The 15260-nt window shown below is 48.1% G+C and carries 14 protein-coding genes; 8 read left to right on the forward strand and 6 right to left on the reverse strand.

All coding sequences use genetic code 11. The features are described 5' to 3' along the window. The first annotated feature begins 44 nt into the window (after positions 1-44). The 4 genes from H6G46_RS08805 (at position 45) to H6G46_RS08820 (ending at position 4674) form a co-directional block, all read left to right on the forward strand. Positions 45-1763, forward strand: a complete 1719-nt coding sequence (locus H6G46_RS08805; RefSeq protein WP_010872213.1) for an iron uptake porin — start codon at positions 45-47, stop codon at positions 1761-1763. Positions 1764-1818: 55 nt separating this feature from the next. Next, positions 1819-2064: a hypothetical protein gene (locus H6G46_RS08810; RefSeq protein ID WP_020861617.1), complete on the forward strand. Its 246-nt coding sequence runs from the start codon at positions 1819-1821 to the stop codon at positions 2062-2064. Positions 2065-2338: 274 nt separating this feature from the next. Next, complete coding sequence (locus H6G46_RS08815) at positions 2339-3109, forward strand: Abi-alpha family protein (RefSeq protein WP_010872212.1); 771 nt, start codon at positions 2339-2341, stop codon at positions 3107-3109. Positions 3110-3249: 140 nt separating this feature from the next. Then, complete coding sequence (locus tag H6G46_RS08820; protein ID WP_010872211.1) at positions 3250-4674, forward strand: hypothetical protein; 1425 nt, start codon at positions 3250-3252, stop codon at positions 4672-4674. A gap of 167 nt (positions 4675-4841) precedes the next feature. Here H6G46_RS08820 and lspA read toward each other — a convergent pair whose 3' ends face one another. The 4 genes from lspA to pap all read right to left on the reverse strand — a co-directional run bounded on the left by lspA (position 4842) and on the right by pap (position 8628). Then, on the reverse strand, positions 4842-5327 hold the full coding sequence (lspA, locus tag H6G46_RS08825; protein WP_010872210.1) for a signal peptidase II: 486 nt from the start codon (positions 5325-5327) through the stop codon (positions 4842-4844). Continuing rightward, positions 5327-5980 (reverse strand): biotin transporter BioY, encoded by a 654-nt coding sequence (locus H6G46_RS08830; protein WP_010872209.1) that lies wholly within the window; start codon positions 5978-5980, stop codon positions 5327-5329. The genes lspA and H6G46_RS08830 overlap by 1 nt, the downstream gene beginning before the upstream one ends. Then, positions 5964-7052 carry a biotin synthase BioB gene (gene bioB / locus H6G46_RS08835; protein WP_010872208.1) on the reverse strand — a complete coding sequence of 363 codons (1089 nt, stop codon included), beginning with the start codon at positions 7050-7052 and terminating at the stop codon, positions 5964-5966. The genes H6G46_RS08830 and bioB overlap by 17 nt, the downstream gene beginning before the upstream one ends. A 73-nt stretch (positions 7053-7125) precedes the next feature. Continuing rightward, a complete protein-coding gene (gene pap / locus H6G46_RS08840; RefSeq protein ID WP_010872207.1) occupies positions 7126-8628 on the reverse strand; it encodes a polyphosphate:AMP phosphotransferase in 1503 nt (500 codons plus the stop codon). Between the two features lie 120 nt (positions 8629-8748). On the opposite strand from pap, the gene H6G46_RS08845 reads away from it, so the two are divergent. Then, positions 8749-9264, forward strand: coding sequence for a TIGR02652 family protein (locus H6G46_RS08845; RefSeq protein ID WP_010872206.1), 516 nt, complete (start codon positions 8749-8751; stop codon positions 9262-9264). Between the two features lie 382 nt (positions 9265-9646). Here the strand turns inward: H6G46_RS08845 and H6G46_RS08850 are convergent, their stop codons facing one another. Next, complete coding sequence (locus H6G46_RS08850; protein ID WP_010872205.1) at positions 9647-10048, reverse strand: DUF1824 family protein; 402 nt, start codon at positions 10046-10048, stop codon at positions 9647-9649. A 187-nt stretch (positions 10049-10235) separates the two neighbouring features. On the opposite strand from H6G46_RS08850, the gene pyk reads away from it, so the two are divergent. The 3 genes from pyk to recF all read left to right on the forward strand — a co-directional run bounded on the left by pyk (position 10236) and on the right by recF (position 15086). Next, the gene (pyk, locus tag H6G46_RS08855; RefSeq protein WP_190759842.1) at positions 10236-12017 is read left to right on the forward strand and encodes a pyruvate kinase; all 1782 of its coding nucleotides are present in this window, start codon (positions 10236-10238) and stop codon (positions 12015-12017) included. A 211-nt stretch (positions 12018-12228) separates the two neighbouring features. Beyond that, complete coding sequence (locus tag H6G46_RS08860; RefSeq protein ID WP_223211375.1) at positions 12229-13890, forward strand: ABC transporter ATP-binding protein; 1662 nt, start codon at positions 12229-12231, stop codon at positions 13888-13890. Positions 13891-13931: 41 nt separating this feature from the next. Further along, the gene (recF, locus tag H6G46_RS08865; RefSeq protein WP_010872202.1) at positions 13932-15086 is read left to right on the forward strand and encodes a DNA replication/repair protein RecF; all 1155 of its coding nucleotides are present in this window, start codon (positions 13932-13934) and stop codon (positions 15084-15086) included. A 42-nt stretch (positions 15087-15128) separates the two neighbouring features. Here the strand turns inward: recF and H6G46_RS08870 are convergent. Next, the coding region (locus tag H6G46_RS08870) for a transposase (RefSeq protein WP_190759818.1) at positions 15129-15260 on the reverse strand (132 nt) is incomplete at its 5' end.

Genomic DNA, 15260 nt, shown 5'->3' on the forward strand with positions numbered 1-15260 from the left:
TGCATCTAGTGTCTGACTTTTTCGTTAACTAAATCACTTAAAAAATGAACTTCACTAAACAGTTTACTTGCCTATCTTCCCTGGGGATTACTGTATTAATCACAGCCATTGTGGGGGGAGGCAATACGGAGCCCATTTTCGCCCAATCCTTGAATAATTTAGACAATTTATCTACACAGAATAATTTTCCTCAACGGCGGCGCTTGGGAAGTACTTTCACTGTCAACGACAATGCCAAAACCTCCGTTAGTAGCTTGCAAGCTACCATGGGCCAAGCGACCAGTGTTGATCAGTTGCGGGATGTGCAGCCCACAGCCTGGGCTTATGAAGCTCTGCAAAGTCTGGTGGAGCGTTATGGCTGTATTGTGGGCTATCCTGACCGTACCTTCCGAGGCGATGCCGAAGGCACACTGCGTGCCCGCCCTTTGAGTCGTTGGGAATTTGCTGCTGGCTTAAATGCTTGCATGAATGTGATGGAGCGTTTAATCCAAGAAAATGCGATGGTTTTACGGGAAGACATTGATAAACTCAAGCTTTTGGCTCAACAATTTGAACAGGAATTACAGGCCTATAACACCCGCATTGGTAACCTAGAAACTCGCATTGCTTACCTCGAAGACCGCCAGTTTTCCGTCACCACTAAGTTAACGGGGGATTCCATTTGGGTTTTATCCGGCGTTGGAGGCAGTGAACAGGCCGATGGCCCACCGGATCAACCGGTGCAAAATGGAGAAGTTACGGTCAATTTCCGTCAACGGATTAACTTTAATACTAGTTTTTCTGGGGAAGATAATCTCCTAATTCGTCTACAATCAGCCAACTTTTTCCTGGCTCGGGGGGGCAGTAATTTGACTGATTTTAACTTTGCCGCCACGGAAGAACAGGGCAATGTCAACATCAATAAAATGCAGTACAGTTTCCCGGTCGGCGATCGGGCCCGCATCTGGCTAGCCGGTAATCGCATCACCATGGATGACATCATGGACCCCCTCGCTCCCTACACCAATTCCTTTACCGATGGAGCAGTGTCTTTCTTCGGGGCGATCGCCCCCATTTATTTACCCAACGACAATTCCGGCCCTGGGGCGGGTTTTTCCTATAATTTCACCGATGACCTGAGTTTGGGAGGTTTTTATTCCGCCGGTAAGGGTTTTTCCCCCAATCAAAGTGAAGGACTATTTAACGGTCAGTTTGGGGTAGGGGCCCAGTTGAATTATGTCCCCGCCGCCAACACTGGAGTGGCTTTTTCTTACCTCCATAACTACATTCCCCAGGGGCAATACGATAGTTTTTCCGCTTTGGGTTACACCGGCTTGGCCAACACTGATAATCCGTTTGATGACGCCGCTAGTAGTACTAATCACTATGCCGTTATTTGGACTTGGCAGTTGGCCGACTGGTTTAGTTTGGAGGGTTGGGGTATGTATAGCGATGCGACGGCCAAAAGTGGCGATCGCCAGGGGGACACAGCAGACATTTGGAACTGGAAAGTTAGCTTAGCTTTTCCCGATTTGGGTAAGGAAGGTAATGTGGGCGTGGTATCGGTGGGCCAGCCTCCCTATGCTTCTTTTATCAGCAATAACAATAATGTGCCTGATATTACTCCCGCTACCACCGATGCTCCTTGGTTTGTGGAAACCTTTTATTTGTACCAATTCAACGATAACATTTCCCTCACCCCAGCCTTTTGGATTGGCATTAATCCCGCCAATGGCCGAGATCCCCTTTGGGTAGCCGCTTTGAGGACTAGCTTTAAGTTTTAAGAGCTAAGAGCCTATCAGTTACGATGGAAAGTATCTATTTTCTCAAAATCTACCTATGCTGAGAGAAAATCTAAAAGAAAAATTAGACGAACTGAATGATGAGCAAGTTGAAAAAATTGCTGATTTCATGGCTTTCATTGAGTTTCAGTCTAAACAAGTTGCATCGTCTCTTCCATTTTGGCAAAAAGCAACGCCATCCGACAGGGCTAGAGAATTTCGTGAATGGGTTTCGCAACTTGCTAAAGGTAGCCCAAGTTTAACCGACGAAGCTTTTGATCGCGACAGTATTTACGAAGAATGACGCGATATTTGCTTGATACCAATGTCGTTATGCGATTATGCTTGCAAATAGAATTACACATCTTTTGACCCTCAATCCAAGCAACTTTATTGGTATATCAGGTATTACAACTATTCATCCACAAGATTTGAACTCACTTGAAACTGATAGGTCATAGAATTGCCAATCGCCATTAGGAACGTTATGTGGAAACCTTGTTTACAATCATTCTATTTGGGAGTGATATACGAAAAGTTTCTGTATAATCCTTAGCTAGCTTACCAACAGGAGACCCATGTCAGAGATTGAGGAATCAGCAAAGGCAGTGCAGGAGATTGCAAAGGCAACCAGTAATGCCATAGACAAAACATCTGAACTGTCTCGATTTATTTCTCAAATTATAGGTCCGGCGATTCAGGATCTGGGCGACATTGTCAAGCAATACACAGAACACTGGAAAATTAGCAATGCCCTTCATTTGCGCGACAAGTTGGATCGCATATTAATTGAACGGGGCAATCCAGAAATCTCTAGTCTTCCTCTGCGGATTGGTCTTCCACTTCTGGGTGCAGCACTTTCCGAAGATGATGAAAACCTGCAAACCCTCTGGGCAAACCTACTTGCCTCTGCTTTAACAGAATCTGATCGCACTAACTCAACAAAGTCTTTTGTAGAAGTCTTAAAACAAGTTGATATTGTCGATGCTGAACTGTTGAACGTCCTATATCTTCTGCACTTAAGAGTAATGGCAAAACCGGATGAATTCACATATGCTAATGACTCCCGTAAATATAATATAGTTCAGATAAGCGTTGCACTGAACAACTTGGAGCGTCTGGGCCTCTTGATAATCCATAAATACGATGACACTCCGGTCGATGAAGAAGCAAGGATTAGTATATGGTATATGCAAGATGGAAATAGGAGCTTTAAGGCTCATGTCTCACTCACCTTATTTGGCATTCACTTTATGCGAGTCTGCACTGATCGTAAAATGACGCTCAGCGACGGGAGTGAGGTTCTTCCAATTGAAGATCGCTTTTATTATTCAAGGGCCGCGGACTAGAGCTAATATCAAGATGTAGAAGACGAGAGCAGCCGCGATCTGTCTTTTCATAGACTTCGACCTGCTTCTGACTCTTGGCGTTATGCGGCGGGCACCACTTACAAAGACAGTAAATTCTTCAATTTTTCAGTGAAATCAATATGAAATTATCCGATAAAGGTCTTACTATTAAAGATTTAGATTTTGGCACAGTTGATGCAGAAGCTGACCGGAGGTTAGCGGACTACTTCATTAGTACACCACAGGTAGACCAATCTCTTCGTTTTCGTAGTGCCCATTTTCTTGGTCGAAAGGGAGCTGGAAAGTCTGCAATCTTTACTCAACTCTTGCGATTGGCTACGGAACGCTACAAAGAAAGTGTTCGAGTAAGCTTAATGACACCAGATCAATATGCTTGGGGGGCAATGAAAGATTACCAAGAGCAAGGCTTACTTTTAGAACAGGCTCATACTAATGCTTGGAAATTTACTATTGCAGTTGATGCCTCAGCAGTCTTGTTAGACGTGTCTCCTGAAAGGCTTGACGAAAATGCTCGGAAGGCATTAGATCGTATCTGTAAATTTGTTACAAATAACTTTGGCGAGAATGCACCAACACCAACAAATACTGTAAGGACATTACTAAAAGGCTTGAACGCATTCAATCTTGAAGCTTTTGGGTTTGGTATTGGATTCGAACGTGACAAGCAGCAACAAATGTTAACGCCTCAAGTTATTGATTTGCTCCTCGACGCGATAAATGCCGTATGTAATGACCTTGGTGTTATAGTTGCGATAGATCGCCTCGATGACTCATGGGATGGTTCAGAGGTATCAAAAAGTTTAATGATTGGACTTCTTAAAGCAACTAAAGAAATAAATGATAAATATTCATTGGCTACAGGAAAAGGTATTCATGTGATTACTTTTCTTCGGTCAGATATTTATCAAGGTCTTCAATTTGATGACAAAGATAAGCATAGAGCAATCGAAGAAGAAATAATTTGGAGTCCAGAACTTTTAAAAGATATGATCAATGCTCGACTTCCTAATAATATATCTGTTGATGAGATATTTGAGGAGGGAGATATGCGTGGTGGTATTGCACCTTTTAATTACATAGTAAAACGCACTTTCTTGAGGCCACGAGAAGTAATTCAGTTTCTTCAAGAGTGCCAGAAAAGATCAGCTAGTGATGCAATAGAAGTGTCTAAAGATACTATTAGGGAATCTGAAGAACGATACAGTAGCTGGAAGGTGGAAGATCTTAAGCAAGAATATCGTCGTCTTTTCCCTTACTTCGGTGATCTTGTCGAATCGTTGCGACAAACGCAACATCGTTATGATTCCGTCGATGAATTTCTCGCTCTTCTTGAAGAGAAGGCTAAAAGTCTCTGCGAAAAATACAGTTCACGAGAGCTAATGATGCGTCTCTTTGATGCATCAATCATTGGTGTTAGGCTTGGTAATGCCGGAACTGCTAGGTTTCGTTGTGAAGATGCAGATTTACTGCTTCCAGCGGTAGGTTCTGTTTATATCCATCAAAGTCTCTATAAAGGGCTTAACATTAGAGAAACTCGATCATAAAGCTTGACTTGTATAAGTTTATGTATTTCATTCTGAAAGGGCTGATGTAACTCATGGGAATCCAGCAGGAAAGTTAAGACTCCCATCCTTTCGATCCTAACGCTAATCTTCATTGAGACTCAAACCACTGATTTATAGGCGGTCGTCTCTGGCAGTTGCTTTAAGTTTTAATCAACCTTGCGGGAAGAAACTGGGAAAAAACTGGCCCAGAGCAGGGCGGCAATGCCAATGTTAATGGAAACATCGGCCAGGTTGAAAATGGGGAAATTAATCAGGCGAAAATCCAAAAAGTCGATTACATGACCGAATAAAAAACGGTCAATGCCATTGCCCACCGCCCCCGCTAGAATGCAACCGTAACCCAACTGTTCTAACTTGCGGAGGGGAACTTTGCCGGCAAAGATAATTAGGCCGACGCTTACTGCGAGGGAAAGCCATTTTAACCAGCCAGCCCCGCCCCGAAAAGCACTGAACGCTGCCCCGGTATTGAGCACATAGGTGAAATGGAACACTCCAGACCACAACGGCCAAGTGGTGCCCACGGGGTCCATGGCCTGACTCACCCAAAGTTTACTGAGCTGATCCAGGATAATGCCGGCGATCGCCACTTGCCAGAAGAGGGGGTTTTTAGCGAGGGAAAAAGACCGGGCCATCAATAGAATAAAATTCTCCGCAAAAAGTAGGCCAGCACAGCAGTCAGACAGACCAGAATAATCTGGCCGGGCAATGCCATGAGGGAAAAAGTCAGCAAAGCTTGGGGCAGGTCTGCCAGGGACAGAATGGGGGGATTACCCAGTTTCAACACAGCCATCATGCCTAGATAAACTATACCCGCACCGTGGATGACTCCCAAACCGACTAGGCAACCTAGGGCCAGGGTTTCAATTTTGGTTTGGGAACGGTAGGCTAACCAACCACAGACCCAAGCTCCCGGAATGAAACCTAATAGGTAGCCAAAGGTGGGCTGTTGCCAGTAGTCCCAGCCGCCGCCATGGGCAAAAATTGGCAACCAAGCTAGGCCCAGCATAATGTAACCTAACTGGGCGATCGCCCCGGCTCTAGCCCCTCCCAAACAGGCGGTGAGCAATACGGCCCCCACCTGGTAGGTTGTGCCCAGGGGATTGGAATAAATGCCATCCTCCCACCATTGCCAAGGGGGATTGGTGGCAAATACCTGCACGAACGTACAGAAAACAGTCAACAGCAGTCCGGCGATCGCCAACAGGACTTCTGCTAGCAGGGAAGGCTTGGGGAGTTCAATCTCCTCCGTCACAAGGTCCAGGTCAGGTTCAGGATTGGTATTCACCGGGGATAGGGGCCTCTCCCCCTTCGAGGCCAAGGGATGCCAATAATTTTTGATCCCGTTCGGGAGGCTGGCCCAGGGTAGTTAAATAATGGCCCACTAGCATAGCGTTAATGCCCGCTTTTAGCCCTAAATCCTGTAATTCTCCCATCACCGCTTCCCGGCCCCCAGCATAGCGAATAATTTGTTGGGGCAAAATAAACCGGAAAATGGCGATCGCCTTGAGGGCATCGTAGGGATTTAACTTTTGTTGTTCCCCCAAAGGAGTACCGGGGCGGGGATTGAGTAGATTCAGGGGCACGGATTCCACTTCCAGTTCCCGCAGAGCCAAAGCTAGATCAATGCGGTCTTCCCAGGTTTCTCCCATGCCTAAAATGCCGCCAGTGCAAGCTTGAATGCCCGCTGCCTTAAGGTTTTTCACCGTATCTACCCGGTCTTGCCAGGTGTGGGTGCTGACAATTTTGTCGTAATAGGTAGCGGATGCTTCCAAGTTATGGTTATAACGAGTCACCCCAGCTTCCTTCAATTGCTGGGCCTGTTCCGGGGTCACTTCCCCCAACGCGCAACAGGGCTTGATGTTGGTTTCCTGGATAATTTGCCGCACTGTGGCCAGGATCTGCTCAAATTCTCGATCCTTGGGGCTATGGTATTTGGGGCCCCGACCCTGACTAACTAAGCAAAAGCGTTTAGCTCCCGCCGCCGCTGCCGCCCTGGCCTGTTCTAAAATTTCTGCTTCCGTTTTCAGACCGTAAATGGGGGAATTGGGGTCGGGATGGTGACTAGACTGGGAGCAAAAGCCGCAGTTTTCCGAGCAGTTACCGGATTTAACATTGATGATGCTACACAGATCCACCACATTGCCACAGCAGGCTTCCCGAATGCGATTGGCTGCTTCACAGAGCAAAAGAATATTCTCTTCCCCCTCGATCGCCGCCAACTGTAATGCTTCTTCCCGGGTTAGGCGATCGCCGTCAATAATGCGCTGACTGAGACCTGTTAACCAGGCTTGCAAAGTCCCCTGGCGATCGGCCGGGGAATTGGTGGGGGAAGGGGGACGGGAAGATGCTAGAACCACGGCAATATGGGGTTAGGGGTCTGGATCAAATTAAAGGGCATTTTATCACGGTGGGCAGAGGTGCCAGGAGAGGTTAATCCTTGCCCCGGCGTTTGAGTTCCATTTTCACTGCATCTACCACCGTTTGAATCACTTGGACCCGAGCGAAATATTTATCGTTGGCAGGCACCACTGTCCAGGGAGCGACGGGGGTGTTGGTGCGGGCAATCATCTGATTCACGGCAACGTCATAGAGAGGCCATTTCTCCCGATTGCGCCAGTCTTCATCCGTGAGTTTATATTGCTTGAAGGGATTGTTTTGCCGTTCTTCAAACCGGGCCAATTGTTCTTCGGGGCTGATATGGAGGAAAAATTTCACCACCACATAGCCTTCCGCTGTCAATTCCGCCTCCAACTCATTGATTTCCCGGTAAGCCCGTAACCATTCCTTTTCCCTCGCAAAACCTTCTACTCTTTCCACCATCACCCGACCGTACCAACTGCGGTCAAAAATACTGATTTTCCCGCCGGGGGGAATACGACGCCAAAAGCGCCAGAGGTAATGGAATTGGGCTTCTTCCTCCGTGGGGGCGGCAAAGGTGTTGACCTGGTAACTGCGGGGGTCCAAGGTGTCGGTTAAACGTTTGATCGCTCCTCCCTTTCCGGCGGCATCCCAACCTTCAAACAGGGCAATTACTGGCACTTTTTCTTGGTAAATCTTCGCCTGTAGTTTACGCAATTCAATCTGGCTGTCCCGCAACCGTTGCCGATAGTCATCCTTGCTCAGTTGCACACTCAAATCCACCTTGGCCAGGAAATTGGGCTCAGTGGGGAGCAATTCTTTTTGGGGAGGGATGGGTTCAATTTTGGCGTTGGCCTTGGCCCGTTTTTGGTCTAGGGCTTGGACGATTACCGCCACCAGTTGGGAAAGTACTTTTACCCTGGACCACCGTTCACAATCCCCTTCCACCAGAGTCCAGGGACCATAGCCAGTGCTGGTGTAGGTGAGCATTTCCTCCACTAGACTGGAGTATTCCTGGTAGCGTTTTTCCTGTTGCCAATCTTCTGGCCGCACCCGCCACATTTCTAGCTCGTCAGCTTCGTACTTTTTCAGACGTTTTTTTAATTCTTTTTGACTGATATGTACCCAAAATTTGGCGATCGCCGCTCCGTCTTCCACTAACTGACGCTCAAAAGCGTTGATATCCCGCATTACTAAGGGAGCCTGGACGGCAGGAATACGACCAAATAACCGCTCCTCTAGACAATTGGTGTACCAACTATGATAGAAAAAGCCCAAACTCCCCTTGGGGGGAAGCTTTTGCCAAAAACGCCAAAGAAAGGGATACATCCTCTCCTGTTCATTGGCCGCAAAGATGGGATTAACGGAAAATCCCCTCGGGTCCATATAGTTAACAATTTTCTTCAGCAATGTACCCTTACCGGCGGCGGCCCAACCTTCCAAAACAATAATCACCGGAATTTTTTCTTCCCAACAGGACTGTTGTAGACTCCGCAACTGTTGCATTAAATCTTCCAACTGTTCCTTGTAACTCTGTTTGTCCAGATTAAGGGAAAGGTCGAGGGCGTCTAACATAGGCGATCGCCGGGGGAAAAAAATGATGGTCAGCCTCAGTTTAAGCCAGAAACCCAGGAAAAGATCCCTTGGTTATAATGTGGGGGCCTCTGCTTTAACCGCCCATTTCAACGGTTTTCCATGCAAAATCTCGGTTTACAGTATCCCCTTTTCGGCCCAGAAATCCAGTGCCCCCACTGTCGGCAAACTATTCCGGCCTTGACCCTGACGGACACTTACCTTTGTAATCGCCATGGAGCCTTTGAAGTTAACCCCGACACAGAGGATTTAGTCCATTTGCAATCGGGTCGCCACTGGCGGCTATGGCAGGGGGAATGGTACCGGCAACACACCCACCCCGACGGTATCCGCTTTGAAATTCACGAAGCCTTGGACCGGCTCTACACGGAAGGTTACCGGGCCACCAAGGTCATCATCGCCCACCGTTACTACGATCTAGTCAGCGTTTATCTGCAACGGCAAGGTAGCTGGCGCAATCCCGAAGATAAGGATAGTCCTCTGCCTCGTCTTTACGGTTTACCAGTGGAATTCAGTGCCCCAGGTACAGCGGACGATTGTTGGCAGGTAATTAACTTTGATCTGGAAAAGGAAAAGGGTATTCCCAAGCGCTATCCCTATTTCCGTTTATTTGATTAGGGCTTCCCTCCCCAGCGAGAAAAGTGAGGAACAGTTTCAACAATGACGGGAAAGTGGACTCGGTAACTCACCTTTAGAGCGTGTTTCAAAAGCCCCCCTGGCCCCCAAGTTTGGGGGGAAGTTAAGTAAAATTCCCCCAGTATTGCCGGAGCTTTAGAAAGTGTTTGAAAAGTGCAAGGCTAGGTATTTATCCCCCTAAATCCCCTTTAAAAAAGGGGACTTTTGCGACAATTCCCCCCTTCCCAAGGGGGGCTAGGGGGGATTAAACAGCCAAAACTCAACTTTCCAAACATGCTCTTAGCGAGGAAATTTAGGGAGCAAAATAAAACTTTTCAAACAAATTCTTGGGGATGGGAGTTTTGCCAGGGTTCCTAAATTCAGCTCAACCGGCAAACAAATCCAGCGGAAAATAACCGTAGGTTCCCGCTAAGGTATCATCCTCCGCCTGACAGGAAATTAATACTCCCCGATAATCCCCGTCATAACTGTCGAGATAAAAGCGCAGGGATTGGCTCTGGCATTTCAAATACACTGGCCCTTCAATGGTTTTACCTGGTTCCATGGCGATCGCCTCTCCGTAATCCAACCCCTGTAGATATTGCCCCAAAGCATTTTCCGCACTAGCTTGGTCGTCGGCACAAATGCCAAAATTTTCCGCTTCACTCTGGCCACAAATCCAGACAATGGCTTGGCGTAAATCTTCCCTTTCCTGGTCATTCTGGGGAATACGGATTTCTAAACGACTGTAATCCTTTAACAACGTCAACTGAGCGGAAGCATTCATAGCAAACCCATCAAACTGTGCAGACTATTGGGAAAAATTGCCCAAAGCCCAGCCTACCATCGTTGGCCCTGTAAGCCGATGCAACTGAAACGGCGATCGTGGCGGATAATGAGAATATTTCCCTAACACCGCTTAAAAGCAGACGGCCTTAACTATTATATTTAACTGCCCCTAATTTCAGCCCATTATGCAAACGTCTCCCCTTCCCCGTCGTACCAAAATCGTCGCTACCATTGGCCCCGCGACCCAAAGCAAGGAAGTGCTGAGACAACTGATCCAAGCCGGTGCTACCACTTTCCGCCTCAATTTTTCCCACGGAGACCACGCTTACCACCAACAAAGTATCCGTTTGATTCGCCAGATTGCCTTTGAACTGAACCAACCAGTGGGCATTCTCCAGGATTTACAGGGGCCAAAGATTCGGGTGGGCAAATTTCTCAATGATGCCGGCTCTGTGCAACTCAAAAACGGTGATCCCTATACCCTCACCAGTCGCCCGGTGGAATGTACGGAAACCATTAGTTCCATTAGCTACGAATATTTAGCCGACGAAGTACCTTCTGGGGCAAGAATTTTGCTCGACGACGGCAAACTGGAAATGTTGGTGGAGGAAGTGGACACTGTTGCCCGGGATCTCCACTGTCGGGTGATTGTGGGGGGAACCCTTTCCAGCAATAAAGGGGTTAATTTTCCCGGGGTCTGCCTTTCCGTTAAGGCCATGACCGATAAAGATAAGGAAGATTTGATGTTCGGGCTGGACCAAGGGGTGGACTGGGTGGCCCTGAGTTTTGTTCGTAATCCCCAGGATATTGATGAGATTAAGGGGTTAATTGCGGCGGCAGGGAAATCCGTGCCGGTAATCGCCAAAATTGAGAAGCACGAAGCGATTAAGGATATGCAGGCGGTGCTGGAAAAATGTGACGGTGTCATGGTGGCCCGGGGGGACTTGGGGGTAGAACTACCCGCAGAAGATGTACCTATTTTGCAAAAGAAACTCATTGCCACTGCTAACCGGTTGGGCATTCCTGTCATTACTGCTACCCAAATGTTGGACAGTATGGTCAACAGCCCCCGACCTACTAGGGCTGAAGTGTCCGACGTGGCCAATGCCATCCTCGATGGTACCGATGCGGTGATGCTCTCCAACGAAACGGCGATCGGTAAATTTCCCGTGGAAGCAGTGGCTATTATGGCCAAAATTGCGGAGCGCATTGAAATTGAACAGGAAGATATCAATCCTTCCCAAGCGGAAGCCAGTCGCACTTCTATTCCCAATGCTATTTCCAGCGCCGTTAGCCAGATTGCGGAAACCCTCAACGCGGCGGCTATTATGTCTTTGACTAAGACCGGATCCACCGCCCGCCATGTGTCAAAGTTCCGCCCCAAAACCCCCATTCTGGCCGTTACGCCCCATGTGGATGTGTCCCGTCAGTTGCAGTTGGTGTGGGGAGTTAAGCCCCTGTTGGTATTGGATTTACCTTCCACCAGCCAAACGTTCCAAGCCGCCATTAACGTGGCCCAGGAAAACCATTTTCTCCGGGATGGAGATTTGGTGGTGATGACCGCCGGGACATTGCAGGGAGTTGCCGGTTCGACGGATTTAATCAAAGTGGAAGTGGTCAAGGCCATTCTTGGTCGGGGTGTAGGTATTGGCCAAGGAGCTGTAAGTGGCCGGGCCAGGGTTGCCAGTCGTCCCCAGGCGATCGCCCAATTTACCCAGGGAGAAATTTTAGTAGTTCCCTCTACCAACGCTGATTGTGTGGACATGATGCGACGGGCGGCGGGCATTATCACCGAAGAAGAAAGCCTGACTAGCCATGCGGCCATTATTGGTTTGCGGCTGGGGGTGCCGGTCATTGTGGGTTTTAAAGGCGCTACCCAAAAGATTCGAGATGGAGCCATTGTCACCATCGATGCCCAAAAAGGACTGATTTATTCCGGTGCATTACCCCCGGTGTCCAAAGGATAGGGAATAATTAGGGACCCAGTAACAGGGCGAGAACAGGAAGCATCATCCCAATGGAGTTCCCATTCCCCACCCCCTGGAACAGTAACATTTTGGTAGAATCAACGGGGTTCTTTTCCCGACGTAATTTAGTCCTTTGCAGAAAAAATCTTCCCTTAAATCCCGCTACTGGCTGTTAATCCCCTATATTCGTCCCCATCGGCGGACTATTGGGCTGGCTTTCCTCTGTACTCTGCTATTCACTGTTTTTTGGCCCATTCTAGCCTGGTTGGTGGGGCGCATGGCCAAATATATCGGTGCAGGGGATGTGCGCTCCATTTTAATCATGGCGGGGGTCGCAGCGGGGATTTTTCTGGTGCGGGGCATGGCCCAGTATGGGCAGGATACCCTCATGGCCAAGGCTGCCCTCAATATGGCATTAACTCTGCGGGAACAGACCTATGCCCATCTGCAACGACTAAGCCTGAGCTATTTTGAAGAAGCAAAAACGGGGGATTTGTCCTACCGGCTGACGGAGGATATTGACCGCATTGGGGAAGTGGTGAATAAGTTATTCCACGATTTTGTCCCTTCGGCGTTGCAACTGGTGGTGGTGTTTGGTTACATGTTCTATCTCAACTGGGCCCTGACCTGTGCGGTATTGGTAATTGCTCCCTTAATGGCGGTGCTAATTGGCTTTTTTGGAGAACAGTTATTAAAGTTTAGTCGCCGTAGCCAGACTCGGATTTCTAATCTGTCTTCTTTGTTGACGGAAACGTTGGGAGCCATCCGTTTAGTTAAAGCCTTTGCCGCAGAAGATTATCAGTTAGATTTATTCCGGGAAGAGGCCCAACAACATCGGCGATCGCAGTTTTTGGCCGAACGGATGAAGGCGTTACAGTTTGTCGTAGTGGGTTTTTTAGAAGCTATGGGAGTGGTGGTTTTATTTTGCCTGGCGGCTTGGCAAATTTCCCTCGGTAATTTAACTGGCATTGAATTTATTAGCTACGTCACCGGGGTAGCAATGTTGATTGACCCCATTAGTCACATCACCAGCAATTACAATTTGTTCAAACAGGGAGAAGCCTCCGTTGACCGCATTTTTGAAATTTTCGACCTGCAACCTTCGGTGGAAGATAGCCCCACGGCGATCGCCATTGACCATCTCCAAGGAGCGGTGGATTATGACCATGTGGACTTTGCCTATCTAGAAGATAAACTGGTCTTAAAAGGGATTAATTTACAAGCCCAGCCGGGGGAAATGATCGCTTTGGTGGGGGCTTCGGGGGCGGGCAAAAGTACCCTGGTAAACTTGTTAATGCGACTCCATAACGTGACTGGCGGCTGTTTACGTATTGACGGCCATGCCATTGATAGCATTACGTTGAAAAGTTTGCGAGAACAAATTGCCATTGTGCCCCAAGAAAATATCCTTTTTTCCGGCACGATCGCCCAAAATATTGCGTTCGGCAAAACTGATTTAGATTTGGCAGCGATTGAGGAGGCGGCCCGCATTGCCAATGCCCACCAATTTATCACTGAATTAAGTCAAGGGTATTATACCTATGTGGGGGAACGGGGGGTTACCCTTTCGGGCGGCCAACGTCAGCGCATTGCCATTGCTAGGGCGGTTTTAAGAAATCCCAGCATTTTAATCTTGGACGAAGCGACTTCTGCCCTTGATTCGGAGTCGGAAGCTTTGGTGCAGGAAGCCTTGGAGCGCATTGTCCAAGAAAGAACTGTGTTTGTCATTGCCCACCGTTTAGCCACCGTGCGTAAAGCCACCCGCATTGTGGTGTTGGAAAGGGGAGAAATTGTCGAAATGGGTAGCCATCAGGAGTTAATGGCCCACCAAGGTCGTTATGCTCGTTTCCACGCCCAACAGTTTGCTTCCTAAGCTAGAAAATATTGCCAATTTTTGCCCCGTTTAGTTGGAAAATGTACCTGAAAAAACTCTATTTACGGGCCTTTCGCAATTACCTCGAAGAAGAGGTGGAATTTTCTGCTCAAAAAACCATTTTGGTGGGCAATAATGCCCAGGGGAAATCTAACTTATTGGAAGCGGTGGAACTGTTGGCAACGCTCAAAAGCCATCGCACTAGTCGGGATCAGGAATTGGTGCTAGACGGGGCGGCCAATGGGCAAATTAAAGCCCTACTGGAAAGGCAATACAGTGTGGCGGAGTTAGAAATTGACCTACGGCGATCGGGGCGGCGCAACCTACGCATTAACCAAAATCAATGTCGTCGTCAGTTGGATTTTTTAGGCTGTTTAAATGCGGTGGAATTTTCCTGTTTAGATTTGGATTTAGTCCGGGGAGCGCCCGATTGTCGCCGTCAATGGCTAGATACTTTGTTAACCCAGCTAGAACCCCTCTATGCCCATCTGTTGGGGCAGTACCAGCACATTGTTAAGCAAAGAAATGCTCTACTAAAAAGCCTACGACAACAATGGGAAACGGGACTAGCTTTGGGGGAAGAGTCGACAGCTTCTTTGTCTCTCTGGGACCAGCAGTTGGTGGAAATGGGCACTAGGGTAGTCCGCCGTCGGGCGAGGGGTTTAGCCCGTCTTGCTCCTTTGGCCCAGGAATGGCATGGGCGCATTAGCGGTGGCAATGAAACCCTGACCGTTACCTATCAACCCAATGTCACCTGGGTGGGGGATGATCCGGAAGTGGTGCACCAGGCTTTTTTAGAAAAATTAGCCCAACGGCGATCGGCAGAATTACATCTGGGGACAACGGTGGTGGGGCCCCATCGGGACGAAGTGGGGTTTGTCCTCGACGACACTCCCGCTAGAACCTATGGCTCCCAGGGACAGCAAAGAACTCTAGTCCTAGCATTAAAATTGGCGGAATTGAGCTTGATTGAAACGGTTATTGGAGAACCACCACTGTTGTTATTGGACGATGTCTTGGCGGAATTAGACCTCGATCGCCAGGGACAATTGTTAATGGCCATTGAGGATCGTTTTCAAACCCTGATCACCACCACCCATTTAAGTCGTTTTGATGACCGCTGGCGGCGATCGGCCCAGATTCTCAAAGTTAATGCTGGTCAACTAGAGGAACGGTGGCCGTCCGAAATTGATTAATGTTGTTCCGATAATGTAGTAGTTTCAAATAAAGCTGAGACGCTAAACGCCACAGTAAGAACGGATAATTTCATCAAGAGACGTGTCAATAGGAGCGTACATTCTAGCTCGTTTCAAGGCACTAAAGTCATGCTCAATATCATTTAAATCAGGAGAATATTTCGGCAAAAAAAG

It is taken from the genome of Synechocystis sp. FACHB-908 (assembly GCF_014698595.1).
Classification (GTDB): Bacteria; Cyanobacteriota; Cyanobacteriia; order Cyanobacteriales; family Microcystaceae; genus Synechocystis.